The 26,926-nt window shown below is 64.6% G+C and carries 20 protein-coding genes; 10 read left to right on the forward strand and 10 right to left on the reverse strand.

What is annotated here, in order from left to right; genetic code table 11:
- Positions 1–141: 141 nt before the first annotated feature.
- Both MEMAR_RS06585 and MEMAR_RS06590 read left to right on the forward strand, forming a co-directional pair.
- Positions 142–1,128 carry a DUF7490 domain-containing protein gene (locus MEMAR_RS06585; protein WP_245526558.1) on the forward strand — a complete coding sequence of 329 codons (987 nt, stop codon included), beginning with the start codon at positions 142–144 and terminating at the stop codon, positions 1,126–1,128.
- Between the two features lies 1 nt (position 1,129).
- On the forward strand, positions 1,130–1,378 hold the full coding sequence (locus MEMAR_RS06590) for a DUF5671 domain-containing protein (RefSeq protein WP_011844185.1): 249 nt from the start codon (positions 1,130–1,132) through the stop codon (positions 1,376–1,378).
- Between the two features lie 7 nt (positions 1,379–1,385).
- On the opposite strand, the gene MEMAR_RS06595 is transcribed toward MEMAR_RS06590, so the two are convergent.
- The 4 genes from MEMAR_RS06595 to MEMAR_RS06610 form a co-directional block, all read right to left on the reverse strand.
- Positions 1,386–2,096, reverse strand: a complete 711-nt coding sequence (locus tag MEMAR_RS06595; protein ID WP_187147909.1) for a hypothetical protein — start codon at positions 2,094–2,096, stop codon at positions 1,386–1,388.
- An 83-nt stretch (positions 2,097–2,179) separates the two neighbouring features.
- Complete coding sequence (locus MEMAR_RS06600) at positions 2,180–2,635, reverse strand: hypothetical protein (protein WP_011844187.1); 456 nt, start codon at positions 2,633–2,635, stop codon at positions 2,180–2,182.
- A gap of 108 nt (positions 2,636–2,743) precedes the next feature.
- Positions 2,744–4,753: an MASE3 domain-containing protein gene (locus MEMAR_RS06605; protein ID WP_245526559.1), complete on the reverse strand. Its 2,010-nt coding sequence runs from the start codon at positions 4,751–4,753 to the stop codon at positions 2,744–2,746.
- A gap of 156 nt (positions 4,754–4,909) precedes the next feature.
- Complete coding sequence (locus MEMAR_RS06610; RefSeq protein ID WP_048063781.1) at positions 4,910–7,762, reverse strand: PAS domain S-box protein; 2,853 nt, start codon at positions 7,760–7,762, stop codon at positions 4,910–4,912.
- 270 nt (positions 7,763–8,032) lie between these two features.
- Between MEMAR_RS06610 and MEMAR_RS06615 the strand changes: the two genes are divergently transcribed.
- Positions 8,033–9,973: a heavy metal translocating P-type ATPase gene (locus tag MEMAR_RS06615; protein ID WP_143706347.1), complete on the forward strand. Its 1,941-nt coding sequence runs from the start codon at positions 8,033–8,035 to the stop codon at positions 9,971–9,973.
- 35 nt (positions 9,974–10,008) lie between these two features.
- Here MEMAR_RS06615 and MEMAR_RS06620 read toward each other — a convergent pair whose 3' ends face one another.
- Positions 10,009–10,872, reverse strand: coding sequence for a cupin domain-containing protein (locus MEMAR_RS06620; protein ID WP_011844191.1), 864 nt, complete (start codon positions 10,870–10,872; stop codon positions 10,009–10,011).
- 84 nt (positions 10,873–10,956) lie between these two features.
- Complete coding sequence (locus MEMAR_RS06625) at positions 10,957–13,338, reverse strand: PAS domain S-box protein (protein WP_011844192.1); 2,382 nt, start codon at positions 13,336–13,338, stop codon at positions 10,957–10,959.
- A gap of 342 nt (positions 13,339–13,680) precedes the next feature.
- On the opposite strand from MEMAR_RS06625, the gene MEMAR_RS06630 reads away from it, so the two are divergent.
- The 3 genes from MEMAR_RS06630 to MEMAR_RS06640 all read left to right on the forward strand — a co-directional run bounded on the left by MEMAR_RS06630 (position 13,681) and on the right by MEMAR_RS06640 (position 17,109).
- Positions 13,681–15,717 (forward strand): copper-translocating P-type ATPase, encoded by a 2,037-nt coding sequence (locus tag MEMAR_RS06630; RefSeq protein ID WP_011844193.1) that lies wholly within the window; start codon positions 13,681–13,683, stop codon positions 15,715–15,717.
- 98 nt (positions 15,718–15,815) lie between these two features.
- A complete protein-coding gene (locus MEMAR_RS06635; RefSeq protein WP_187147910.1) occupies positions 15,816–16,658 on the forward strand; it encodes a PKD domain-containing protein in 843 nt (280 codons plus the stop codon).
- A gap of 94 nt (positions 16,659–16,752) precedes the next feature.
- The gene (locus MEMAR_RS06640) at positions 16,753–17,109 is read left to right on the forward strand and encodes a type II toxin-antitoxin system PemK/MazF family toxin (RefSeq protein ID WP_245526560.1); all 357 of its coding nucleotides are present in this window, start codon (positions 16,753–16,755) and stop codon (positions 17,107–17,109) included.
- 599 nt (positions 17,110–17,708) lie between these two features.
- Here MEMAR_RS06640 and MEMAR_RS06645 read toward each other — a convergent pair.
- Positions 17,709–19,457 carry a PAS domain S-box protein gene (locus tag MEMAR_RS06645; protein ID WP_011844196.1) on the reverse strand — a complete coding sequence of 583 codons (1,749 nt, stop codon included), beginning with the start codon at positions 19,455–19,457 and terminating at the stop codon, positions 17,709–17,711.
- Between the two features lie 241 nt (positions 19,458–19,698).
- On the opposite strand from MEMAR_RS06645, the gene MEMAR_RS06650 reads away from it, so the two are divergent.
- On the forward strand, positions 19,699–20,286 hold the full coding sequence (locus MEMAR_RS06650; RefSeq protein WP_143706348.1) for a nitroreductase family protein: 588 nt from the start codon (positions 19,699–19,701) through the stop codon (positions 20,284–20,286).
- Between the two features lie 799 nt (positions 20,287–21,085).
- Here the strand turns inward: MEMAR_RS06650 and MEMAR_RS06655 are convergent.
- Positions 21,086–22,141, reverse strand: coding sequence for a S1C family serine protease (locus MEMAR_RS06655; RefSeq protein WP_011844198.1), 1,056 nt, complete (start codon positions 22,139–22,141; stop codon positions 21,086–21,088).
- A gap of 147 nt (positions 22,142–22,288) precedes the next feature.
- Here MEMAR_RS06655 and MEMAR_RS06660 point away from each other — a divergent pair, with 147 nt between their 5' ends.
- Entirely contained in the window at positions 22,289–22,552 is a 264-nt protein-coding gene (locus MEMAR_RS06660; protein ID WP_048063782.1) for a serine aminopeptidase domain-containing protein, read from the forward strand.
- Here MEMAR_RS06660 and MEMAR_RS06665 read toward each other — a convergent pair.
- Both MEMAR_RS06665 and MEMAR_RS06670 read right to left on the reverse strand, forming a co-directional pair.
- Positions 22,524–23,228: a glycerophosphodiester phosphodiesterase gene (locus tag MEMAR_RS06665; protein WP_011844199.1), complete on the reverse strand. Its 705-nt coding sequence runs from the start codon at positions 23,226–23,228 to the stop codon at positions 22,524–22,526. The genes MEMAR_RS06660 and MEMAR_RS06665 overlap by 29 nt on opposite strands.
- Before the next feature lie 200 nt (positions 23,229–23,428).
- Complete coding sequence (locus MEMAR_RS06670) at positions 23,429–23,674, reverse strand: DUF2795 domain-containing protein (protein ID WP_245526561.1); 246 nt, start codon at positions 23,672–23,674, stop codon at positions 23,429–23,431.
- A gap of 310 nt (positions 23,675–23,984) precedes the next feature.
- On the opposite strand from MEMAR_RS06670, the gene MEMAR_RS06675 reads away from it, so the two are divergent.
- Positions 23,985–24,758 (forward strand): ABC transporter substrate-binding protein, encoded by a 774-nt coding sequence (locus MEMAR_RS06675; protein WP_011844201.1) that lies wholly within the window; start codon positions 23,985–23,987, stop codon positions 24,756–24,758.
- Positions 24,759–24,909: 151 nt separating this feature from the next.
- On the forward strand, positions 24,910–25,941 hold the full coding sequence (locus MEMAR_RS06680) for a DMT family transporter (protein ID WP_245526664.1): 1,032 nt from the start codon (positions 24,910–24,912) through the stop codon (positions 25,939–25,941).
- Positions 25,942–26,926 lie beyond the last annotated feature (985 nt).

Below are 26,926 nucleotides of genomic sequence, written 5' to 3' on the forward strand. Positions count from 1 at the left end.
GCCAGGAACTTCGATACCGGGTAGCCACAGCCGTTCGACCGCCCTTCTTCTTCAAGACCCTCGGAGCCGGGCCGCAATGCAAAAACCTTTTCTTCCGCCGGCCTGAAGGTTCTCCTGATTGCTATGAGAAGGTTATTCGGTGTGGTCGTTGTGCTCCTTGTCCTGGTGCTCGCGGCAGGGTGCATGACCTCCCAGCCTCCGGCAGGCTACGTGACGATCCGGAGCGTCGATATCGGCATCCCGGACGGCCAGCCGCCGTCGAACGTCACCCGGGTCACGGCGGTCCCGTACCTCGACGCAGTCTACGACGACGTCGACGGCGTCGACCTGCAGGTCATTGCAAAAGAGGCCGGGACGGATATCGTCGTCGAGGAGACGGTTCTCTCCATCGGCACCCTGACATCGGGGAAGACCGCGAAGGAGGAGGTTACGCTCACGCTCGAGAACGACCGGGGTTACGACATCTGGGTGACGATCTGGCAGGACGGGCGTATGCGGGAGTCGGGTTCGGTGAACGTCTTCCTCCCCGACAGGACGGTCGCCACGCAACGACTGGCCTACTCGCTCCTCACCGTCTCCGCGATCGACGTCATGACCCCCGAGATCGACGCCGACCCGATCACGCTCGACATCATCACCGGGATCGCGAACAGCGGCGGTTCGTCCGGGAACCTCGTGATGGAGATCCGGGCGGTCAACCTCCAGACGGGGATCACGGCCGTCCGCGAGTCCCGGCCGCTCGGGACGATCCCCGGTGACCTGGGCGTCGAAAAAAGGGTGAGCATCACGGTGCCGAACGGCTACGATTACGAGATCCGCATCCGGCTCGTCGAGGACGGCGCGGCGTTTGCAACCAGCACCGGCCGGATCACCCTGGCCCCACAACCGCGGGTGATCCTTGCCGACGGCACGGTGCTCGACACCGCAAAGAGCACGTCGCCGACCGCTCTCACGTTTCCGACCCCGGCCCCGACCCCCATGACACCGTCCTCAGCGCAGGTAGGCCAGTTCCGGGTGCAGAGCAGCGGTGCGCCGACGCCGACGTACGCACCCGGGTTTGAGGCCGCACTTGCCGCCGCCGGGCTCCTCGGCGCCGGAATCGCGGTGCTTGCCAGGCGGAGGAGGTAGGATGGAACCGGAGGAAGGCCTCACGGCATGGAGGGTCTACCTCTACGCCGTCTCGTTCATCGCGCTCATCGTCGCGATCCTGGGTGCCGTGAACCTCATCGCCGTCGCAATCGAGGTCTTCGTCTACCCGCCGCCCCAGCCCTACCCGGTGTCGCAGTACTACCCCGAACTTCCCGGGAGCGTGGCGCAGGTCGCGGTGGGGCTCATTGTCTGGGGGTATCACTGGATGCTGCTCAAAAAAGAGCACTGAAAGGGATTTACCGTTGCCGGAGGGATCTCGCGGCAACCAGCAGTCCCGCAATCGCCCCCGCCGCACCGAATCCGGGGAGCGGGGTGGGCGATGTCTCCGCCGGGAGGGAGGAGGCATAGGGTGCCGGCTGCACCCGGGTGTAGACGTGAACCGTCCCTCCCGGCGGCGGCAGGGGCGGGAACTGGTGCCGCGACATCGTCCCTCTCTCCTTATCTCTGAAGACGAACTCTTCCGGAGGCGGGAGCGTGGTGTTCACCGCGACCCGGAGGGTGCCGCCCTCGACGACGCCCGCGAACGCGTTGTCGATGTAGACATCCTCCCCGTCAGCGCCGTAGATCAGGTACCAGCCGGTCTCGTTCACCTCCGCGCCCGGGATGGGCTGTTCGACCTGACAGAACTGCGGGAAGAGGTCGATCGTCTCCCCGGCGGCCGGGGCCCGTTCGATGAACCCGGTATACATCAGGCGCTCTCCATCACGGATGGTATACTCCCGTGCGGGCGGGGCCGCCGGGTCCACCGCCACGGCAAGTTCGGTATCGGCGATCGTCCCCCTGAACCCGCCGTCGAAGGAGACCTCCACGCCGTCGCCGTTGAACCAGTGGACGACGTACCGCCCGGCATCGTCCTCCCCGGCCGCTGCCGCCGGGAGAGCCGCGGCAAGGAGAAGGATGCACGCGAGACAGACGGTTCTCGTCGCACCTCCGGCTGAATGATACATGAAAGGGTACATGAAAGAAGAGGGGAGAGGGCACTATATATCGTTTCTGTGCCGTCCATCTACCGATCGGGTGCCCCCTGTCATCATAAACTCTGCGCCACGCCGTAGACGGTTCCGTTCCACTCGCAAAGGGCATACTTCGCGAGGATCCGCCGCATCTCCTCCGTGGATATGCGGAGCGAACTGTACTTCGCGTGATCCTTTCCTGCCGGGCAGTACGCGGAACGGGGGTCGAGCCAGAGGAGTGCGTCGAACAGGGGGCCTTTCGAGACCAGGACAGGTTTCTCATCGAGAATCAGCGCGCCGAGCGCCGGGTGATCCCGAAAGTCGGCTTTTGTGAGGGGCGTCACGGAAGCGGCGTCCACGGTGCCTCCCCGGGGAGACGCGCCAAGGCTTGTCTCGTCAATCAGGTTGACCCAGTGGAAGGACCCGAGACCGATGACGCACAGGATGACGAGGACGACAAGCGCCCCGAAGAACGGGCCCCTCCCCCATTCCAGATCTTCCGCCGTTTTACCCGGTCGTCCGTTTCCTTCCATCCTACACCACCGCCCGCGGCCCTAAGACCGCTGCTGCCGTTTTCCGTGGAAGAGACTGGGCCGCCGGGGTATATGAGGATTACGCGGCCGAAGGGAAGGGCCGGGGCCCTATTCCCTCTCACCCTCAAACCGCCACCCCCCGTTCGGCACGGTGATCTCGAACCGTGCCCCCTTGCCAAAGACCCCCGTCTCCCGGATCGTCATCCCGGTGATCCCGAGGATCCCCGCGACCAGGAACAGCCCGTGGCCGTACCGCCGCTTATAGGTCTCGCGGAAGATCGCCTCCTTCTCGCCGTCCGGGATGCCGGTGCCGTCGTCCTCGCAGAGGATCAGCAGGTCCTGCCCGGCCCTCGCGCACGAGAACCGGATCTCCGTCACGCTTTCGCCGTGGCGGACGGCGTTGTCGATGAGATTATAGAAGACCTTCTTCACCATCGGGTCCGCGTAGACCTCGAGGTCCGGGAAGTCGGCATGGACGTCGATCCCTGTCGGGAGGGCGAGATAGGAGACGCTCTCCGCGATGAGGTCCTGCGGCCTCTGCCAGGCAGGCACCTTCACTCCCACGTCGTGGTAGTCCCGGCTGAACTCGATCTGCTTCTGGATCTCGTCGACAGCGGCATGGGCACGCTCCAGGCAGGTCTGAACCCCGGGATTCTCGCCGTCCTCTCCGGCAAACTCGATGTAAGCGCGCGCGACGGTGATCTGGTTGAGGATGTCGTGACGGGTGATCCCCGCGAGAAGGTTTAGTTTCGTGTTCGCCCGGCCAAGCGCCTCCTCGGCGTGCTGCTGCTCGGTGATATCCTCCCCCGAACTCAGGATCCCGCAGACGGCGCCGTCCTCGTCACGGAGCACGGTGTTGCGCCACGCGACAATTCGTTCACCGCCATCTGTAGCGACGACCGGCATCTTCACGCGCTCGTTCACCCCGATCTCGCCCTGCGTGAGCCCCGTAAAGAGCGCACGGCAACGCTCCCGTTCCGCCGGGGAAACGAACCGCTCGGCCCAGGGCTCGCCCACGGCCGCATCCGCCGGGCAGCCGAGAACCTCGGACGCCCGGCGGTTGATGAGAGCGACCCGCCCGTCTCTATCGAGGACGACGAAGAGGGTGCCCGCAATATCCAGGTACTGCGCGAGCCGGTCTTTCTCCCGCATGAGCCGCTCTTCACTTGATTTCAGGCCGGTAAAGACCAGCGCGTAGGGCTGCCGGATCCCGGTCTCAACGAACGCGACGTAGATGAGCCCGAACGAGAGCACCATCAGGAGGTGGCCGATCATGTTCGAAAGCCCGTAGACGCTGATATAGAGCGTAAAGGCAAGTTCCGAGGCGATCATCACGAGGACGGCCGCGGTGAGGTGGCCCGCCACCCGGGGCGAGAAGGCGTCCCGCACCCGGTAGACGGCGACCGCCCCAAGGGCGAGCAGCACCGCTATGACGTACTCGCTCCAGACTTTGAACGCCGTCAGCCCCGAACCCTCGATGTAGCAGTCGGGAAAGACCGGGACGGCGAAGATCGAGAGGAGGAAGAGCACGGCAACCGCCGAAAACGCGGCAAACACCCGCCGGGAACCGGGGTTTTTCCGGAGCAGGAGAGGCGCGGCAAGCAGCGTCCCGGCGAGGAGGTAGCGCGAGGCGATCCAGAGCTGCGTCGGAAGGTTTGCATCGTAGCCGACGAAGATGCCCATGCCGTCATACGCGAGGGTGTGGACCAGTTCGATACCGGCCACGAAGAGCAGCCCGGTGCCGGCGACCAGCAGGTAGCCGTTCTCCCGCATCGCCCGGGCATTCCACGCCACGATGAAGACGGCGATTGCAATCGCGATGGCGACGAATTCGGCGATCGTGTGGAAGAGGAGGTAACTGTACAGGCTTGTCGCCGCGAGGGCGGCCAGAAGCACCGTCAGGACGGTGAACGAACACCAGATGCCGGATTCCACGGCCTCCTGTCCGGTATGGCCCCACCGGCTCTCCGCTCCGCTCCGGGCTGTACGCGCCGAACGATCTGTCCGCATAAGGTTGTTCTCCATGGCTTCCGGCTCCGGGGCGGGGAACGCCGGGCCGGTTCCCGGACATCCCACCCGAACCCTGCCCCGGTGGTGCGGCGCCAGGGCCCGGACCATCCGCCCAACTTTTATCTCACTAATAATATATTTGACTCGACATCAATATATCGGATAAAAAAATCACCATCTACGGGATAATTCAGATAAAACGAGCATTCTATTCTGGCAACCAGGAGAATGCCTCCCACGAGGATCGAGACTCCGGAGAGATCGTTATACCAGTTCATTCCTCCGCAGGAACTCCCTGATATCGCGGGACTCTACCCAGCCCTCGTCAAGTTGCTTGACGATCGCGTTGATCCGCTCAACCTGCTCCCGGATCTTTGCCGACATCGTTTCCTCGTCGGCCAGATCGGCCATACCGAGGATCACCTGCAGGGGCAGCCGGATATGGTCCGCGAGAACTGCAAACTGCTCGATATTCTGCTCGATCGGGTAGAACGCCTGCAGTCGCATATCCTCGTAGCGCACCCTGTCCGAGACGTCCCTGCCGACGATCTGTACGCCCACCACGCGACCGTCTTCCACGATCGGAGACTCGTTCAGTTCGAGGAACGCCACGGACCCGTCTTTTCGACGGAACTCGATCTCGAGCCCCTCGACCGGTTCGCCCCGGGCGATCTTCTTTCGTCCCTCCTCCCAGACGGGGAGGGACGAAGGGACGACGTAGTCGTGACACCCGCGGCCGATGAACTCGTCGGGAGTATAGCCGAGGATGCGGGTCACCGCCGGGGAGATGTAGGTGATCCCGCGATCATGGTAGCAGGTGTAGATCATATCGAAACTCCGCTGGGCGATCTGGCGGAACCGCTCCTCGTTCTCCGCGAGAGCGTTCTGCATCTCCCGCCAGTCGGTGATGTCCTCCAGCATCGCGATGACCAGACCTCCCTCCCCGGTGTCGTGAAGCAGCGACGTGGTCAGCCGTCCCCAGATGATCCGGCCGTCCTTCGTCAGGTAGCGTTTCTCCCGGCGGATGCCCTTCCCCAGGGCAGTCTGCCGGTGGAGAGAATCGGCCCCCTCCCGGTCGGGCGGGTAGATCAGGTCATACGATCGCATACCGTACAGTTCGTCTTCCTCGTAACCGAACATCCGTACGAGTGCCGGGTTCACCTCCATGATCCGTCCGTCCGAATCGATGAGCGCGATCCCGGTTCCTGCCTGCTCGAAGATCCCCCGGAACCTCTCTTCGCTCTCCCGCAACGCAAGTTCCGCTCTCTTCTGTTCCGTGATATCCTGCCCCGTGACGGCCAGCATCCCGACCTGCGGCCGGTAGATCTGCAGGTCGTACCACCGCCCGGTTCTCGGCTCCTGCAACCGCCGCTGAACCGGATGACCGGTCTCTGCGACCGCCCCGTAGAGAGCGCAGGCACCCTTCGCAATCGTCGGAAAGATATCGAAGAGCCGCTGCCCGATCAGTTCCTCCCGGCTGCGGCCGAATACCTCGGCCGCTTTTTCGTTCAGCTCGCTGATACGGTAATCGACAGGGTTCCCGGCGTCGTCCCGGACCACCTCGTAGAGGGTGTAACTCTCGAGCATCCGTTCAAAGAGAAGGCGGTACTTCTTTTCGCTCCTCCCAAGAGCCTTGTTCGCCCGCATCCGCTCGATGACCCGGCCGAGCCTCCCGGCGACGGCGTCGATCAGGCGGCGTTCACCGATGGGAAACGGCACACCGTCATCTTCGGGCCGCGGGCGGCGGTAGCAGATCTCCACCCTTCCGACTATCCGCCCCTGAACGACGATCGGGCTTTCCTGCCGCCAGGGGGTTTCGACAAATCCGGCCGACTGGTATTCCCGGCCGTCGACCACGATCCGGGCGGCGGCATCTTCCGGGTGGCGCCAGCCGGCGGGGAGGATGACGGCAACATTTCGGAGAACCTCTTCGACCGATGTTCCGGGCCGCTCGACGACGCCGCTCACGGCGTAAAGCGTCGCAAGTTCCCTTACCCGGTTATCCAGGGCGATCTGCTGCTCCCGCAGCATCTCTTCGGCCCTGCGCCGTTCCGTGACGTCTTCTGCGATAACGACGAGCCGGTCGTACTGCGGCCGGTATGCCTTCAGTTCGTAGCAGGTGCCGGTCGCCGGACTTGAGACCTCGCGATGCACCGCCTCCCCGGTTGCGGCAGCCCGGTAGAAGAGGTCGAGCGCTGCAGAGGTGATCGAAGGAACGACCGTGACGAGGTCTTCTCCGACGACCTCTTCCTGCTGACGCCCGAGGCTTTCGGCGGTTTTGCGGTTGACCCAGACGACCCGGAAGCCGGCAGGGCCCCCTGAGGCATCGCGGAGTATCTCAAGAAGGAGGGCGGCGTCCGGCATCTGATCGAAGAGGAGGCGGTACTGGTGCCCGGACGATGCAGCCCCGGCGGGTGCCGGCGCGACGGCCGCCCCGAGCATCATGGCGACGGCACGGACAAGGGCGTGCTCCTGCGGCAGGAACGGATCGTCTCCCCCCTCCGGAACCCTCCCATACTCTACCACGAGCTGCCCGGCTGAACGTTCTCCCGTATCAATCCCGGCAACAATCCTTCCGGGTCTGGAAACGGCGGTTCCGGGCTCTATCCGCACCGACACCGCTCCCGGGTGGCGGAACCCGCGGGCCAGAAGGGCGGCCGTCTCCCGGAAGATCTCGCCGGTATCGGCGCCGCCTTCGATCGCACGGGCGACCGCGGAGAGGGTGCAGAGTTCCCTCGTCTGCCAGCAGGATTCATCCCGGCCGGTGACGTCGAGGTCGACCCCCGCCCAGAGGACGATCCTGCCCGCGGCGTCCCTGACCGGGATGCCCCTGCTCGCGATGGTTCGATACCTTCCGTCGGCACCCCGGATACGGTAGTTGCACCTCCACGGAAGGCCGGTATCGTTGCGGCGTTCCCACTGAGCGAGCATCGTCTCGGCGTCCCCGGGGTGGAGGTTGCCCGCCCACACGGGATCACAGCGCTCTTCGCGCGTCGTCTCCCGGAGAGCAGGCGCCACTCCGTCGGGCCCACTGATCCAGATCCTGCAGGGGACTGCCTCGTCGGCAGGCAGGTCCTGTTTATCCGGAGCAGTCGCGGTGAAGTCTGGTGGCGGCATGTTTTAATACTGCTGGGAAGTCAGGAGGGGTGACGGGCGTTGACGGCAGGCCGTCACCCGGGCATGCTGTGGAGTGGGTGATCGTTCCGATCATTTGGGGGCGATCTCTTCATAATGCTTCTGCTCGGTGAAAGGGCGACCCGTCTTTTGAGCGATCGCGCCGGCGACAGATCGGGATATGCGCCCGGACACCCTTTAAGTGAGACGCAGTTAAGGTTGCAGGGTTATGATAGAGACCTGCGCCCGAACGACTCCGGCCGGAGGCAGGCCGTGACGGAGCGTGAGGAGTGCCCGTCCTGCCCCCGATGCCGGGCCGGGATCTGCGAGATTCACAGGCCGGTCGTCGGGCGCCGGGAGATCGCGGTCTTCGGGATCTCGGGCATCCTCCTCCTTTCGGGGATACTCGTGAACTACCTCACCCCGTATCCCCTCGCCGGCACGGCCCTGCTGCTCGCTGCCGCGGCTATATCCGGCTACGACGTCCTGAGAGCCGGATTCTTTGCTCTCATCCGGCTCCGGTTCAGCATCGCCGTGCTCATATCCATCGCGGCGGCAGGGGCGTTCCTGACCGGAAACCCGGCCGAAGGGGCGACCGTGCTCTACCTCTACGCCGTCGCCGAGTTCATGGAGGAGTACGCGGCCGGGAGGGCAGAGCGCTCGATAGCCTCGCTCCTCGATCTCACGCCGCAGACCGCCCGGGTCAGGCGAGACGATGGGGAGGTGACCGTCCCGGTCGATGACGTCGGCATCGGGGAGACCGTGATCGCGAGACCGGGCGACACCGTTCCGCTCGACGGCGTCGTCACTGCCGGCGGATCATCGGTCGATCAGGCGGCGATCACCGGTGAGAGCGTCCCGGTGGCAAAGGGAGTCGGGGACGGCGTCTACGCCGGGACGCGGAATCTCGACGGGTACCTCGAGGTCCGGGTGACGAAACCGGAACGAGAGAGCACGATAGCCCGGGTCGCCGCCCTGGTCGCGGAGGCCCAGGCCCACACCTCTCCCACCGAGGCGTTCATCGAACGGTTTTCGCGCTACTACACGCCGGCGGTCATTCTCGGCGCCGCCCTCCTCGTCGTGGTCCCGCCGCTCGCCTTCGGCGTCCCGTTCCTCGAGGCGTTCTACCGGGCGCTGGTCCTGCTCGTCATCGCCTGTCCCTGTGCGCTCGCGATCTCCACCCCGGTCTCGATGGTCTCGGGGATCACGACCGCGGCGCATAATGGCGTGCTGATCAAGGGCAGGGACTCGCTCGAGGCCGTGGGGCTCGCCCGGGTGGTCGTCTTCGACAAGACCGGGACGCTCACGGCCGGGAGGCTCGAGGTGGACAACGTGATCGGGTTCGGGATCCCGGAGGCGGAGGTGCTCGCCGTCGCCGTGTCGCTCGAGTCCCGTTCGGGTCACCCGATCGCGGAGGCGATCCGGCGGCGGGCGGAGGAGGAGGGCGCCGTCCTGCAGGACGTCGGGGAGTTCGTCTCGATTGCAGGAAGAGGCGTCCGGGGACGGATCGGCGGTGCGGCCTACGTGCTCGGAAACGTTGCGCTCTTTGTCGACGGAGATGCTCCGGCATGGCGGGCGGATTACGACCGGCTGGAGAGCGAAGGGAAGACCGTCGTCCTCGCCGGCACCGCCTCAGGGGTGCTTGGGCTTATCGCCCTCTCGGACGTGGTAAAGAAGGATGCAAAAAAGACGGTTGCCGCTCTCCGGGCGCGAGGAATCCGGACGGTGATGCTCACCGGGGACAACGAGCGCGTCGGGGGGGCGGTGGCCCGCCGCATCGGGATCGACGAGTGCCATGCCGGGCTCCTGCCGGAGGATAAGGTGACGATGGTCGAGCGGCTGATGGACCGCTACGGGCTCGTGGTGATGGTCGGCGACGGCGTGAACGACGCGCCGGCGCTTGCGCGGGCGAACGTCGGGGTCGCGATGGGGGCGATAGGCTCAGACGTCGCGATCGAGGCCGCCGACATCGTCGTGATGGAGGACGACATCTCGCGGGTCGCCTACCTCGTCGCCCTCTCGGAGAAGACGGTCTCGGTCGTCCGGCAGAACGTCATAGCGGCGCTCGTGGTGAAACTCGGCATCGCCGGGCTCGCCGTCCTCGGGCTGGTCACGCTCTGGATGGCGGTGGCGTTCGGGGACATGGGCCTCTCGCTTGCGGTCATCGCGAACGCTCTCAGGATAGGCCGGCCGGATTCCGGCAGCCCTCCATGAAACCGCGGAAAAAAGGGCAAATAAAGGAAAGGGATTTACTCAAAGAGAACGGTCTTCTCCGGCGTCCATGCCGGGTCGATGAACGAAAGGAGCCTCGTGGTCGAGTCCGCGGCGTTCCGGGTCTCTTTTACCCGGTCGGGCAGGACGTAGGCGGCACTCCCGGCAGGAACCCGGATCGTCTCTCCGTCCGGTGTGGAAACCTCGATCTCCCCCTCGATCACGTAGAGGAGATCGGACGAGCCGTTGATACCGTCATATCCAAGATACCCGCCCGGGAGGAGTTCGCCGTATGCGAGGCTGTAGCCGACCGGGATGACCGTCTCGTTCATCAGCACCGGATTTAAGAGAGTATAGACCGCCACGCCGGATTCGAGGCTCCACTCGATCCCCTCCCGGGGATCGGCGACGACGAGCGGCGCACTGTCCGTTTTTGCGCCGATCGCGTCAGGCCCGCCCCCCGGAATCTCGATTGCGGGCGTGAAGGGCGGCTGGACCGCGGTGAGGTAACGGAGTTCCGTATCCCCGGCCGAAGCTATCGACTGCAGCACGCCTTCCGGCAGGAGCACCGTCTCTCCCTCGCGAGCGGTTACCGTCTCGTTGCCGCAGCGGATCTCCGCCGCACCATCGAGCACGTAGACGAGTTCCGTCGTCCCGATCAGGCGGTGCGGCGGCGTCGCGTTGCCCGGTGCGATGACGACGCAGCCCATGCTGTAGTTCGTCCGGATCTGCGGCGTCTCCTCGCCGATGATCCCGAAGTAGGTTGCCCGGCCGTCGAAGATGGGGACCGGGTCCACCGGGGCGATCAGGCTGACACCCGCCTCTGCCGGAGGCTCGTCTGCGGCGAGACATCCGGCGGAGAGGAGGATACAGACAAAGAGAAGAGGAGCAATCCTGTGCATGGGAAACTATCTGCGACGGGAGGAATAAAGCAGATCGTTCCCCCCGGTATACACCGCGAGCGTTCAGGCGGAAACCCGGGCGGCCTATGCACATCCCCCGTGTCCGGCTTTCCTGAGGGAGAACCGGAACGCCGCGCCCTCCCCCGGGCGGCCCGGAACGCGATCCTCGACCCAGATCCTGCCACCGTAGCGGGCAGCAAGCATCCGGCAGATCGAGAGGCCGAGCCCCTGGCTCCCCCGCCTGCCGCCCTCCCGCTCGAACCGGAAGAAGATCGCCTCCTTCGCCTCGTCCGGAACACCCGGGCCGGTGTCGGCAACGGTGACGACGACGCCCTCCTCGTCCAGATCGTCGACCGCCACCGTGACCTCGACACCCGGGCCGCCGTGCTTTGCGGCGTTGCCGATAAGGTTCGTGAAGACCTCGGGAAGCAGATCGTCGGCAAAGACCTCTACGGGCTGCCCGCAGTACCGGATGCAGAGGTCGGGGAAGTGGGCGATCTCCTCCCGGATCACGTCGTGGAGGTTTTGGCGTGCAAGCCCGTTCCGGACTTCCTGGATCTTTCGGAGGGTGGCGACGTTTGCGGTGATCTCGATGCTCTTCCTGATCCCGTCCTTCAACTTCCGGGCATGTCGCGCCGGCTCGCCCTCGAGCTCGTCGATGAGGAGGTCGGCATAGATGTTTGCGACGTTGTCTGCGTTCCGGATATCGTGAGTGAGGATGTCGAGGTAGAGGTTCGCCTCGCGGTTCGCCACCTCAAGCCTCCGGTAGAGCATTCCCCGCACGATGCCGGCGCCGATCTCACGTCCGACCGCTTCAAGGAGCGCGCGCTCGTCGTGAGAGAAGAATCCCCGCTCCCTGCTCCCGATGAGGAGCGCCCCAACGACGTCGGACTCGACGACGAGCGGGATGCAGGCGAGTGCGGCGAACCCGAGCTCCCGGAGAAGGCGGGATCCCGGGGTGTTCGGACCCCGGTCCTGTTCAAGGTAGCAGGGAAGGCCGGCGGCGATGGTATCGGCGAACGACACCCCAAAAACGGTTTCTGCCAGTTCCAGGCACGTATCCGGCATGTTTCGCCAGCACTGAAGAGTGGCCTCTCCCCACCCGGAATCGAGGCGGTAGATCGCGCCGCCGTCGTAGCCGAGGAGGTCGAGTGTCTGGTTGAGCGCCGTCTCCAGCAGTTCTCCCGGCAGATGCGTCGATGCAGATGTGCCGATGATCCGGTTGAGCAGCAGGAGATGCCGGTTCCTCGCCTGCAGTTGCTCCTCCGCCTGTTTCCGGTGGCTGACGTCCCGCATAACGACCTGAACCGCGGGCCGCCCCTCAAAGATCGTCCGTGTCCCCCTCCCCTCGATGGGAACCGTCGCCCCGTCGAGCCTGACGACCAGCAGCTCGATGAGCGGCGTCTCCTCTCCCTGGAGATCCCGCACGGAGAAGGCCTCGATGGTATCCCGGGCGTCCGGGTGGACGATATCGAGGATAGCCTTCCCGATGACCTCCTCGGGGCGTGAAGCCCCGAGCAGTTTCAGACCGGCGGGGTTGACGAATATGATCCTCCCGTCGCGGTGGATCAGGGTCGCCTCGGCGGAGAGTTCGACGAGAGATCGATACTTCTCCTCGCTCTCGCGGAGGTTTGCCTCCATCTGCTTTAAGGGGGTGATGTCCTGGACTCCGGCAAGGAATCCCCGGCAGGTGCCGCCGGTGTCGATGATCGGGGTGGTCGCTATCAGCGTATGAATACAGGTACCGTCTCTTCTGACCAGTTCGAACTCGAAGACCTCGCGCACGTTCCGACCCAGGTGCTGCAGAAATTCCCTCACGTCTCCGGCACACTCTTCGTCGACGAACACATATACCGGCGCTCCGATGATCCTGGCGACCGGGCAGCCGAGGAGATCGGCCATCTTCTGGTTGGCAAAGACCACGATGCCCTCTCTGTCTATCAGCGCGATACCCTCGTTGAGGTTCTCGACGAGGAACCGGTACCGGTCCTCGCTCTCCCGCAGGATCTCCTCTATCCGCCTCCGTTTAGCAGCATCCACACCCGAATCGCGGTCCTTGCCCGGGGCGATCCCGTCGCAGGAAGGTTCGGGAGAAAAGCGGACGAGCCGACTGCCGCGAAGCCGGCCTTCATGCACGGCCCGGCATGAGCAGCGGAACCGCCCCTCGCCGCCGCCGGGCAACCGCATCGCGCACAGGAAATCGGCGGCCGAGGAGCGGCCGGAGAGAAACGCGGCGATCTCGGTTCTCCCCGACTCCCCGCAGATCCGGGGTATCAGGGCCCGGAGCAAGCGGTCAGCGTCGGTTCCAACGGGCACGTCACGGATGATATCGAGCAGGTGCTGCAGGTGCCTGTTGATGCAGGCCACCCGGTCGTCGGGGCCGACTATAAGCAGCCCCTCGTCGAACGCATCCAGGATGCCGGAGAGCACGAGGATGTCGTCATGTGCGGGTGTGCATTCATGCATCGGCCGGGATCACCTTCCTTTACTCTCGGAGGAGTTTCATCCCCATGGGCTGATAAAATGTTCCCGCACATTCCTCATGAATCCGGCAAAATTTCAGAAGAATTTTGACGATCCTATCAGTCTTGCGGGCAGGTTCATCCGAGCACAGGCAGTATGCTGTTTCCCTGAAGTTATAAACCTGTTTATTTTCACCGGGAGACATGTGCCTCGACGCCCTCAGGCTGCGCGCGGCCGGTATATTTACATCCCGCAAGAACGGCATCACCCCCATGAACGGGTACGCACGCGGCTCGGGCATGCACGACGGGACCGTAGAAGAGAAGCAGACGGGGAGGGCATGAGGTGGCCCACGATCACGGGGAGGGCGGACGGCACTACGAGACGCATCCAGAAGAGGCCGCCGGGCAGAAACCGCCGGAGACCCGCCGGCCCGGCCACGGCACGCACCGTCACGCCCTCGAGGACTTCCGGCGGCGTTTTGTCGTCTCGACGATACTGACGATTCCGATTCTCATCCTCTCGGAGCCGGTCCAGGAACTTCTCGGGATCGTCATCCGGTTCCCGGGCTCGGACTACCTTCTCCTCGCTCTTGCGACCGTGGTCTATCTCTACGGCGGCCATCCGTTTCTTACCGGCATCGTAAACGAACTGCGGGCGCGGATGCCCGGGATGATGACACTCATCGCCGTCGCGATCACCGTCGCCTACGTATACAGTTCGGCGGTCGTTCTCGGTCTCGTCGGCGGAGAAGGGTTCTTCTGGGAACTCGCCACCCTGATCGACATCATGCTCCTCGGGCACTGGGTGGAGATGCGCTCGGTTCTCGGGGCGTCGCGGGCGCTCGAGGAACTGGTCCGGGTCATGCCCTCGGAGGCGCACCTTCTCCGGGACGCCGGCACGGACGACGTACCCGTCGACCGGCTCGAACCGGGCGACCGGGTCCTCGTCCGGCCCGGAGAGAAGGTGCCGGTGGACGGCACGGTGATCGAGGGGGCGACGAGCGTCAACGAGGCGATGCTCACCGGGGAGTCGCGCCCGGTGGAGAAGCGCCCGGATGACGAGGTCATCGGCGGAGCGGTCAACGGCGAGGGCTCGATCGTCGTGGAGGTCCGGCGGACGGGTGCGGAGACCTACCTTGCGCAGGTGATCGACCTTGTTCGGAAGGCGCAGGAGAGCAGGTCGCGGACGCAGGACCTCGCGGACCGGGCGGCGTTCCTCCTGGTGGTGATCGCCCTCTCGGTCGGTGCGGTAACGTTCGCGGGATGGTTCGCCCTCGGGGAGGGGACCGGATTCGCGGTGGAGCGGGCCGCGACCGTTATGGTCATCGCCTGCCCCCACGCGCTCGGCCTCGCCGTCCCGCTCGTGATCGCGGTCTCGACGGCGCTTGCCGCAAAGTCGGGGTTCCTGATCCGGGACCGGAGCGCGTTCGAGCGGGCAAAAGACCTCACTGCGGTCGTCTTCGACAAGACCGGGACCCTGACGACGGGGGTATTCGGGGTCACGGACATCCTCGCCTTCGGCGGCGCGGCGGAGGACGACGTGGTCCGGGCAACGGCATCGGTTGAGGCGCACTCCGAGCACCCGATCGCCCGGGGCGTCGTCCGGAGCGCGGAGGAGCGGGGAATCGCTCTGCTCCCGGTAGAACGGTTCCGGGCGATCCCGGGAGTCGGCGTCGAGGGGACGGTCGGCGGCCGGAGCGTCCGGGTGGTCGGCCCGGGTTACCTCGCGGAGAGCGGCATCGATGCCGGGGACGGGCGGATTCAGGCGCTCCAGCGGCAAGGCAAGACCGTCGTCTTCCTGCTCGAGGACGACCGGCTCACGGGAGCGCTCGCGCTCGCCGACATCATCAGGCCGGAGTCGGGAGAGGCGATACGCCGGCTCAAAGAGATGGGCGTCCGGTGCATGATGCTGACCGGGGACAACCGTGACGTCGCCGCATGGGTGGCGGGGGAACTGGGTCTCGACGAGTTCTTCGCCGGTGTCCTGCCTCATGAGAAGGCGGAGAAGATCCGGGAGGTGCAGCGCCGGTACCGGGTGGCGATGGTGGGCGACGGGATCAACGACGCACCCGCGCTCGTCGAGGCCGACCTCGGGATCGCCATCGGGGCCGGGACCGATGTGGCCGTGGAGAGCGCCGATATCGTTCTGGTGAGGAGCGATCCGCGGGACGCGGCGGCGGTCATCGACCTTGCGAAGAAGACCTACCGGAAGATGCTCGAGAACCTCCTCTGGGCAACGGGTTACAATGCCGTCGCCATCCCGCTCGCCGCCGGGGTTCTGATCGGCGCCGGGATCCTTCTCACGCCGGCCGCAGGGGCGGTGCTGATGAGCGCAAGTACGGTGATCGTCGCGATCAACGCCAGGTTGCTCCGGATATAGGCGATCGTGTACCACCACCCGGCTAATAGGTTGAACCGGGAAGCTCAATGCGGTCAAATAGGGGGGCAGGGCCAGTATCTATCGGAGATGAGTTACTCATGAAACGAGACACTACAATCCGAATCTTCTCCCTCTTCATCGCCCTCGCCGTGGTGGTTCCTGCCGTGCAGGCCGCCCTCACGGTCGATGCAGGGGGCGACCGCACCGTGCTTGCCGGGGAGCCGGTTACCATCCTCGCTGCCTGCAACGACACGGACATCTTCGACGCGATGAACCTCTCGGCTTGCGTCAACTGGAGCACCGGGAGGACCGAGGCGGAGATCGTGCAGGACGACGAGCAGAACGGCACCGTCCGGGCAACCCATACCTACCTCGCCGCCGGCACCTACACGGTCACGGTAGAGGTCGCAAACAACGCGACGGGCGCCGTCGCCTGCGACACCCTGAACGTGACCGTCGGCCCGCAGACGGCGGAGGTGAAGGTCGCCCCGAAGGTCCTGAACCAGAAGAGCAACGGTGTCATGACCGTCTTTATCAGCATCGCGGACTGGCTCGGGTTTACCGGAGCCGACAGCGCGAACACGACGGTATCGGACCCCTCGGAGTTCGCGATCGGGAACGCAACACCGGAGAAGGTCAACTTCTGCGCAAAGGACGGCGGCACGCTCATCCTGAAGTACCGGCGCCAGGATCTCGACCTCGCCGCCGGCGACGGCAACCTGACGGTGACCGGGGGCGCCGTGACGGAGAACGGTTCCGTCCCGGTCGTCGGCACCGGGTCCGTCTCCGTGATCAACCCGGGCAACGGAAATGCGGCGAAGTTCGGCAGCGATGACGGGCATGCCCGGGCCGCGATGGTGAAGGAGAAGGTGAAGAACCAGAAAGAGTTCCGTGAAGAGCAGCAGAAGTCCAACGGAAAAGCAAAGGGGCAGGCGCCGTAACGGCGCACCGGGAGCGGGAACGCTCCCCTTTTCTCCTGTAATTATAAAGCCCGGATCAATTCTCTTATCGGTTTTCACGTCGACCAGTATGCATATGGGACGCTACGCCAGCGGCGACGTCGTTTTAGCCCCCGTTCGAATCGGGGGAGGGGGCGAGCGGAAGGTGCGCCCGGCTGTGGTCGTTTCTGCGGGAGAGAGCGGGAGCCTGCTGGTCTGCCCGGTATCGAGCAATCCGTCCACCGACGGGATCTCGATACCCCTCTCGCTCGACGACTTCGCCCGGGGCGGCCTCGACCTCTTCACCGAGAGCTACGCTCTCGCCGCACACGCCGCCACCATCCGGACGGCGGACGTCGTCGGAAAGAAGGGCACCCTCCTGCCGGAGACGCTCGCCGCCGTCCGGGAAGCCATGCCGGGGGTGTACGACAAGAGGGGACGGGGACGGCGGTGAATGGGTAAAGACTACAAGTCTTGACTGGTGAGCCTCGGGTATTGTATGCGTTTCACGTAGCGAGAGATGAAGCGATCCGAGAGCGTGGAAAAATCCCAGTACAGTGGACCGTGGGAGTATCGCCATGGGGGAACGACGCTCCGGAGAACGACCGTCCGCAGGACGGGAGTTTGAGAAGCCATCAGGCTTCGAGGAGCGGAGTTCGAGCACCGAAGGTGCGAGGCGCGAACGCAGTGAGCGTGAGCACCGTTAGGTGCGAGGAGGGGCTGACGGGGAGTGCGATGGTTCGTGGAACCGGAGCTCGACCACCGTCAGGTGGGAAGGGGGGCTTGCCCCCCTCGAAACTCTTCGAGTTTCTCATGCTCGCTGCGCTCGCACTCCCCTTTGTCCCCACCCCCCTATGGCGATATCCACTGGAAATCCGTGTCATTTTAGCCGAAGGGCTTTCAAAAGCGCGATGGTTCGTAAGTGCGACTACCGTCCCGGCAAGATTTTGAGCACAGGGCGGTGCGAGTTGTGCAATTCACTGCGATCCACTGCACGGAAACCCCGGTGCAACCACGATCCTATAAAACAACCCTGAGGCCCCTAACAGCCCTTCAGAGTTCGTACCGCTTCAAAAACTCCCGGATCTTCCGGGACTCCGTCCACTCCCGGTCGAGTTCGCTGATCCGCGTATTGATCCGCCGGACCTGCTCCCGGAGTTTCTCCGCGACCACTTCGTCCTCGAGGAGATCCGCGACCCCCATGACCACCTGGAGCGGGTGGCGGATCCGGTCGGCAAGGAAGGCGAACTGCTCGATATTCCGTTCGGTCATATCGAACGCCTGCTCCCGGAGCCGCTCGTGCAGGATCCGCTCGGAGATATCCCTGCCGACGACCTGGAACCCCACGGTTATCTTCTTCTCGACGATCGGCGACTCGTTCAGTTCCAGTATGCCGGTCTCCCCGTTCTTTCGCCTGACCTCGACCTGGAGCCCTTCGACCTGCTCGCCCCGGAGAACTCTCCGCCGCCCCTCTTTCCAGGCCATAAGGCTCGTCGGAAGGATGTAATCCTCCCAATCAGTTCCCACCATCTCTTCGGGAGAGTAGCCGAGTATCCGCTCCATCGCCGGCGAGACGTAGTTCAGCCCGCCGTCCAGGTACGACGTGACGATGAGGTCGAAACTCCGCTGGGCAATCCCCCGGAACTTCTCCTCGCTCTCCTCGAGCGCCGCTTCCACCTGCAGCCGCTCGATGATCCGGCCGAGCCGCTTCGTGACGGAATCGAGCAGCATCTGCTCCTCCGGCAGGAACGGCCCTTCGCTGCCCTCCGGGATCTCCGCGAGGTACCGCACCTCGACCTCGCCGACACGTCTGCCGTGGACGAGGATCGGGCTCTCCTGTTTCCAGGGGGTATCCGCCGGATCGCCCCGGTAGTAGTCCCGGCCGTCGACGGCGATCCGCACCCCGGTATCGTCCGGGTACTGCCATCCCATGGGAAGAGTATCGGCAACCGCCTGCAGGAGTTTATCGAGCGTCATCCCGGGCGTCTCGACGAGGTGCGCGATGGTGTACAGGCACCGGAGTTCGTCCATCCGTTTCTTCAGTTCGTGCGTCTTCTCCCGGAGCACCTTCTCCACCCGGCTCCGCTCGGTCACATCGAAGGCCGTCCCGGCAACGCCGACAACCTCTCCCTCCGGATCCCGAAGCGGTTTGAGCGTCAGGTCGCGGACACGCCGCTCGCCTGCGACGGTGAACGTCACCGCAGCCCGCACGGTCTCTCCCGTCTCAAGAACCCGCCGTTTGAGCGCGGCAAGATGCCCGGCGTTCTCGGGAAAGGCATCCTCTTCGCACATGCCGATGATGGACGTATCCGTGGACCCCAGCTGCTGGTTGTACGACCAGATGTAACGGAGGTCTTCATCCTGCACAAAGACGACCACCGGAGACTGGTTGAGCGCGGCCATGAAATGATGCGCATTCAGATCCGCGGTGGCGTCCCGGATCTTGATGAGCCGCTGCCCGGTCACGGCGAAAGCCTGTTTGCTCGATATCGAGAGCCAGCGCCGGATACCGTCCGAAGTCCGGGCACGGCAGAGAAGAGAAGGCAGGTCCGCGCCGTTCTCAAGGACATTACGGAGCAAACGCACGGAATCGTCGTCCTCGATGATCGGCAGGATGTATGCATCGAGAAGAGAACTCATCTCCATCCCGATGGCGTCCGCCTGCCTGATGCCGAGAGTCCGTGCGAGGGCCGGGTTGTACCAGCTGACCTTCCGGTCGTCGCCTACCACAAGAAGTCCGTCTTCGAGAGCGTTGAGCACCGCACGATCAAAGGGTGCTCGATCCTGGTGCGAGTCTGTCATTTCCCACCGGCGCCGAGATACAGTCGCTGTAGTGGTTGTGCCCCGGGGACATTAAAAACATTACTATCCGTTTATTGGGCGAAACTCCGGTTTTCCTCGGCCTGCCGGGCTATTGAGCGACGCTTCCGGGTTCCCGGGGGAGCAGGCAGAAGGCCCGGAGGGAGATGCCTGCAGGCGGGGGGACCCGTGAAGCGCGCCTCGCCAAGGTATAAATACCCCCGGCGGACCATAACCGGAGTCCATGATGACGGATACCGAGTCCATCGAGATCTTCGCCGTGATCCGGGAACGCCGGAGTGTCAGGAACTACGCCGACCGGGACGTCCCGGACGAGGCCCTGAGAGCGATCATCGCTGCGGGCATCCAGGCCCCGACCGCCCTCGGGCTTCAGCCCTGGCAGTTCGTGATCGTGAAGGACCGGGGCCTGATGCAGCGGGTATCCGACTACTGCAAACCAATCCTTATCGAGAAGATTGGAGAGGAGGCCCGACCAGGGACGGAAGAGTTCCTCGCGGCGCTCAAGAACTCCGACTTCAACATCTTCTACAACGCCCCGGTGCTGATCCTGGTCCTCGGCGCCCGGGAAGCCGTATCGAGCGTCCTCGACTGCGCGCTCTGCGCGGAGAACATGATGCTTGCCGCCTGGGCGCTCGGTATCGGCAGTTGCTGGATCGGTTCGGCGGCTCTCGTCCAGCAGAACCCCGATCTCCTCGCGGCGCTGAAGGTTCCGGACGACCACCAGATCGTGGCGCCGGTGATCTTCGGCTATCCTGCCCCCCTCTCACCGAAAGCGGCGCGCCGGGAGCCCCGGATAACGTGGGTTCCCTGAGAATCCGGGTTCGCCGGCGGGATCAGGGCAATCCTGCTGCTATACCCTGCCGGCTCACGCGGAGTGGGAAGAGCGTGATGCCCGGTTGACGGAGAGTAGACACCCCTCTTCACACCTTCGGTGTTCAAGCTCCTGCTCCCACCCTGCGGGTGCTCACGCTCCGGACATTTTCCGTCGCGCCGTCCCGGCAGTCGCACTCACGAACCGTCCATCCTACCGGAACGCCGTTCTCCGGTGCTCGAAAGTTCTACGGACAGCGCTTCGATGCACTGACACGGATTTCAGTGGGACTGCGCACCTCGCACCTCCGGTGCTCGAACTCCGTTTCTGCAGAAATGTCGTTCTCCGGTGCTCGTGCTCCCGCCCCCGCACCTCGCACCTCCGGTGCTCGAACTCCGTTCCCATGGAACGTCGTTCCTACCGGTGCTCCAGCTCCGTTCCAGAGGAACGTCGCACCTTCGGCCGGTCGCATATCGCCCCCGGGGGAGGGGCCGACGGGGAGGGGGGCTCGCCCCCCTCGAAGGCCTTCGGCCTTCTCATGCTCGCTGCGCTCGCACTCCCCTTTGTCCCCACCCCCCCATGGCGATGTTCCCACGGTCCACTGCATCGGGATATTTCCTCGCTCCACTTGCTTGTTTGTCGCACAACGACGGCCTTCGTCCCATCGCGGCTCGAAGCTTGACGGCTTCTCAAGCTCCAGACGTTATCCGTCGCACTTCGCATGGGGTGAAACATGTCAATCCGTGGCTTGCCGTTGCACCTCGAGACCCCGGGAGAGAGGGGCGAACCCTTCCCCGCTTCACCCGGCAACGGTGCACGCGGCGGCTTCCGCGGGGATGATCGGGAGCGTGATCCGCCGCCGGTCCCGGACAATCTTCAGGGTTGCCGGTTCCGCGATGGGCCAGGCGGCAAGGAACCGGTGCAGGTCGTCGACGCAGGTCACGCAGGTATCGTTGATCGCCACGATCAGGTCTCCCGCCCGGAGCCCGGCCCGGCCGGCGGGGCTGACCCGGTTCACCGAGACGACCTCGACCGCCTGGTTCGCGGCGAGGCCGAGCGCCAGAGCGAGGTGCTGCGGGAGCGGGTGCGACTGGCCGGCGATACCGAGGTAGCCGCGCCGGACCCTGCCGTCGGCGACCAGCTGCGGGAGAACCCACGAGGCGGTGTTCGAGGGGATCGAGAAGCAGATACCCTGCGCTGTCGGGATGATGGCCGTGTTGATCCCGATGACCCGGCCGCGGGAGTCCACCAGCGGGCCGCCGGAGTTGCCGGGGTTCAGGGGAGCGGTGTGCTGGATGATGTTCTCGATCAGGCGGCCGTCCCGGCTCCGGAACGCCCTTCCGAGAGCGCTCAGGACTCCCGTCGAGACGGTCGAGTTAAAGCCGAGCGGGTTGCCGATGGCTATCGCGAGCTGGCCGACCGCGAGCTTCCCGGAGTCGCCGAACGACGCGTAGACGAGATCCCCGGTATCGGCGCGGAGCACGGCGAGGTCGGTCGCCGGATCCGCCCCGGCCAGGCGTGCGGGAAGAGCGGTGCCGTCCGCCGTCCTGACCTCGATCCTCCCCGCCCCCTGCACCACGTGGTTGTTGGTCAGGATGTAGCCCTCCGGCGATACGGCCACGCCCGAGCCCGCTCCCACCTGTTCGCCGCGCCGCCCGGGGGAGTTCTTCTCCACGACCACGCTCACGACCGCGGGGCCCACGGACTCGACGACCCGGACGACGGCGCGGGAGTAGGCGTCGAGGAGGTCGGCATCGGACTCCCCGGGATCGGGGATCGCAGCGTGCCTATCTGGAACGGATTTCTGAGAAGAATCTCCGGTATGCTGGAAGAGTCTGTGCCCAATTTTATCCATCGTAGTTTATAATTTGTAATCAATAGTAATGTACTTTCCGCACGGGTCTACGAACGCTACCCCGGTTTCGCGGGATCGCTCCCTACCCGGGCGCGCAAAAGCCTCCCTGCCGCAAAGGACAAATAGACCCGATCTCTATTGCTCCCCATGCTCGGGACGGCTGCGATTGAAGTGGAGGATGCGAAAATCGACGTGCGCCCAACGGATGTCAGGCGGACCCTCCTGGTGCACGGGGACAGAGACCCGGTTCTCTCCCATCGCTCCTCCGAGGAGGTCTACCGGCGTGCCGGCGAACCCCGGCGGCTGGTCGTCTACGAAGGGGCGGGGCACACCCTCGACGAGGCGGCCGGGAGCCTCTACGTCGAGGTGAAAGCGTGGCTCCTCAAGCACCTCCCGGGGACGCTTGTCTGACCGCTACATCAAGGTACCGCCGGGCAGCGCAGGGATCGTCGCTGGAGAACCCGTCGATGCCGAGCCGGAGCTCTTCACGGACATCGTCCTCCGTGTTCAAGAGCCAGGGGACGACGAGCAGCCCGGCCGCGTGCGCCTCCTCCACCAGTTCGCGCGAGACCCGGTCCCATCGCGGGAGGATGAGGTCGGCCTGCACCGAGCGGGCGAGCGCCACGGGATCGCCGGTCTCCTCAGAATAGATGAGGCCCGCCTTCGCCCCCGGGAGGAGGTTCTTTGCCGCCGCAACGCTTGCGGGGTGAAACGAGACCAGGAAAAGCCGTTCCGGCATTTTGTCCATGATCACCGAGACGATGACCGCCTCCGTCCCGGGCTCTTTGAGCTCCACGACAAGCCCGGTATCACTATGGACGAGGGCGAGAACCTCCCGGAGCGTCGGGATCGTCTCGCCCTCGCCCGCGTCCAGTCCGGCCAGGTCTTCGAGGGTATAGCCCTTGACCGGCCCGGTCCCGTCCGTCGTCCGGTCGAGGGTTGCATCGTGGATCGCGACCGGGATGCCGTCCCGCGTGAGACGCAGGTCGACCTCGACGAGATCGGCGCACGCCATACCTCTTCGGAGAGCCCTCAGGGTGTTCTCCGGCCCGAGAGCCCGCGCCCCCCGGTGTCCGATGATGAACATGCGGCGCCATGCACCGGGTGACCAGATATAGGTGGCGGGTCGCGGACCTTTCCGGCAGAGCGATCCGTGCCCTTGAAGCGCTCCCGGGTACGGTGCGGCCCGGCTGCCTGCATGGCTCCCGGCACGGAGCGCCGCCCTGAGAAACGGTTTATTCAGGGGCAGGTGCCGCCTCCGGCGCCTGTGTGCGGCTGAAAAAAGGGTTATTTCTGCTGGACCTTCTGAAACTCTGATTTGATGTCTTCCTGGCTGTTGTACTGCTTATCCTCAAACTGGTTCAACGTGTCGAGGAGGCCCTGGGGTGCTCCGCTCTCCTTCGCCTGGGAGATAAGGTTGTCTTTCGATGCGGGGAAATTGATCTTCGACGTGATCTGTTCGATGATCCGGGGGTCGAGTTCCTGCAGGGACCCGGCGACTTTCGACATCCCGCCCGTGGCGGATTCTTTCATGCCTCTCATGCTGCTCACCGTCATATCTGCGTTCCCTTTTCGGGAGGCGGCCCCAGGAGGGTAAGATGCAATAAATACCTATCGGCCGTACTGCGGCGGGGGTGGTTACCCCGTGCCGGCCGAAAGCGACCGGACCTCTCCTGCTGTGAACGCCGGCAGGACGCCGGAGGCCGCACCGGTCCGGGCGGAAGGGCGGCGACGGCGAATATTTGCTCCGAAACGAGAGATTTCGCGGGTTGCAAGGCCAACCGCACCTCCGGCAGCGCCAAATCAAAAGGTTAATTTTACTCGTCTAACTAACCCTTCCCTTATGAAAAAGTATGGTATTCTCACGCTGCTCGCATGTATCGTCGCAGTGCTGGCAGTCGCAGGTGCAGGGTGCACCGGTACGACCACCGAACCGGACTACGTCGTCGGTATCGACGGCGCGTATCCTCCCTTTAGCTACATCGACAAGGACGGGAACGCCCAGGGATTCGATGTCGATTCCATGAAGTGGATCGCCGAGAAGAAGGGCATCGAAGTGACGTTCATGGCGGTCGACTGGGACGCCATCATCCCGACTCTCCAGGCAGGAAAGATCGATATGGTCTATGCCGGGATGTCGATCACCCCCGAGCGGCTGGAGAAGGTCAACTTCAGCAACCCCTACTGGTCAATCAACCAGGACGTCGTAGCCCGCGAAGACTCGAACGTGACGCTTGATGACGTTCTTGCCGGAAAGGCGATCATCGGAGTGCAGCGGGGATGCACTGCCGCCATCTGGATCGAGGAGAACCTTGTCGAGACCGGAAAGATGTCCAAGGACAACCTGAGATACTACCCCGACACACCGGCTGCCGTCAGCGACCTCGAGATCGGCAGGATCGACGCGGTCATGTATGACGACGTCTCCATCCAGGACATCATCGCAGGCAAGCCGCTGAAGACCATCGGCTCCGTCGAGACACAGGAACAGGAGCAGTTCGGCGTCGCCATCAGAAAGGAGGACACTGCGCTCCTCGAGTTCATGAACGAGGGGATTGCGGAACTGCAGGCCGATCCCTACTGGGAAGAACTCAAAGAGAAACACAACCTGAAGTAACCGGGGACGACTCGTCCCTCCTTTTTCACGACATTCAATCATCCCGGAGGCAACTCTCCTGTACCCGCGTAAACCCGCCGCTGTAGAGAACGGATCCATCCTGACACAGTACCGGACACCCGTCCTCTGTGCGCTGGCGACGGCGATCCTGATCGGCGGGAGCGCCCCGTTCACGAAACTTCTCCTCGCCGATATCGGGCCGCTCGCTCTCGCCGCACTCGTCTCGCTCGGGAGCGGTTGCGGCGCACTGCTCTTCTCCCTCGCCGGAACGGCGGCGGGAACCCGGCGGAGCCACGTCGAGGCGCCGCCCGGGAGGGGGGAGATCCCCTGGCTCATCGGCGTGACGCTCTTTGGAGGGCTCCTCGCACCGGTCACCCTGGTGTACAGCCTCCCCGGAACGCCTGCGGCGACGGCGGCTCTCCTCCTGAACTTCGAGGCCGTTGCCACGACGCTGATTGCCGCGACGATCTTTCGCGAGTGGGTGAGCCGCCGCGTCTGGGTTGCGCTCGGGTGCATCACCGCATCGTGCCTCCTCCTCACCTGGAACCCGGCCGCCGGACTCGGCCTCTCCCTCCCGGCACTCGGCATCCTGCTCACCTGCCTCTTCTGGGCGGTCGACAACAACCTGGGACAGCGGCTCTCGGCGAAGGATCCCCTCCTCGTCATCTCTGTAAAGGGGATCGGCGCCGGCACCGTCACGCTCCTCGTCGCGCTCACCGCCGGGGAGCACCTCCCGGCCACGGCCACGGCTGCCGCCGCCATGGCGGTCGGGTTCCTCTGCTACGGGGGCCTGACGAGCATCCTCTTCCTCCTCGCCCTCCGGGGCATCGGTGCAGCCCGGGCAGGTTCGCTCCTTGCCGTCTCCCCGTTCTTCGGCGTCCTCTTCTCGCTCCTGCTCTTCGCCGAACTTCCGGCAGGCGCCTTCTACGTCGCGCTGCCCGTCATGGCCATCGGGGCCTGGCTGATGATCTCCGAGGAGCATTCGCACCCTCACCGGCACCCGGGCGTCGTCCACGAGCACCGCCACCGCCACGACGACCAACACCACGACCATGACCACGAGGCCGGCGACCCGCCGCTCTCGGCGGCCGGCGAGCATTCCCATGTGCACGCCCATGCCGAACTCGCCCACGAGCACCCGCACCAGCCCGATATTCATCACCGGCATTTGCACCGGCGGTAGGGTGGGATGGAGAAATGGAGCTGCTACATCTTTTTAGAGACGCATTGTAGGCCAGACCTACTTTTCCCCCTCGTGTCCAGGTACAGTGGACCGTGGGAGACTCGCACCTTCGCACCTTCGGTGCTCAAACTCCGTTCCTGAAGGAACGTCGTTCTTCGGTGCTCGAACTCCGCCTGCCCTTCGGGCACGCATCGTTTATCGCCATGGGGGGAACGACGCTTCACAGGAGCGGAGTTCGAGAAACCCGAAAGGTTTCGCTGTGAGGCTGACGGGGAGTGCGACGGTTCGTAGAACCGGAGCTCGACCACCGTTAGGTGGGAAGTGCGAGCGAAGTGAGCTTGAGAAACTCGAAGAGTTTCGAGGGGGTGTCCCCCTCCCCTGTCTCATGAGGCACTACCGGTCTATAACCCCCACTCGAAGACCTTCGGTCTTCTCAGGCTCCGGACGTCCCGTCCGTCGCACCCCACCCGGCCTCCGGCCTCCTCACCCGCACCTACGGTGCCTCAACTCCGCTCTTTCAGAGCATCGCACTCCGCACCTACGGTGCCTCAACTCCGCTCTTTCAGAGCATCGCACTCCGCACCTTCGGTGCCTCAACTCCGCTCTTTCAGAGCATCGCACTCCGCACCTTCGGTGCCTCAACTCCGCTCTTTCAGAGCATCGCACTCCGCACCTACGGTGCCTCAACTCCGCTCTTTCAGAGCATCGCACTCCGCACCTACGGTGCTCAAACTCCTGCCGTCCGCTACGCTCCCGGCAGTCGTTCCCCGCACCTACGGTGCTCAAACTCCTGCCGTCCGCTACGCTCCCGGCAGTCGTTCCCCGCACCTACGGTGCTCATGCTCCGGCTCTACGACCCGCCGCACCCCGCCCCTTGGGGCGGAGGCAGTGCGTGGCGATAGGCGATGCCCCTACGGGACATCGCTGGAGAAGACCAAAGGTCCTGGACTTGCGATGGACAGAACGTCCGAGGCATGAACACCGC

Source organism: Methanoculleus marisnigri JR1, assembly GCF_000015825.1.
GTDB classification, from domain to species: Archaea; Halobacteriota; Methanomicrobia; order Methanomicrobiales; family Methanoculleaceae; genus Methanoculleus; species Methanoculleus marisnigri.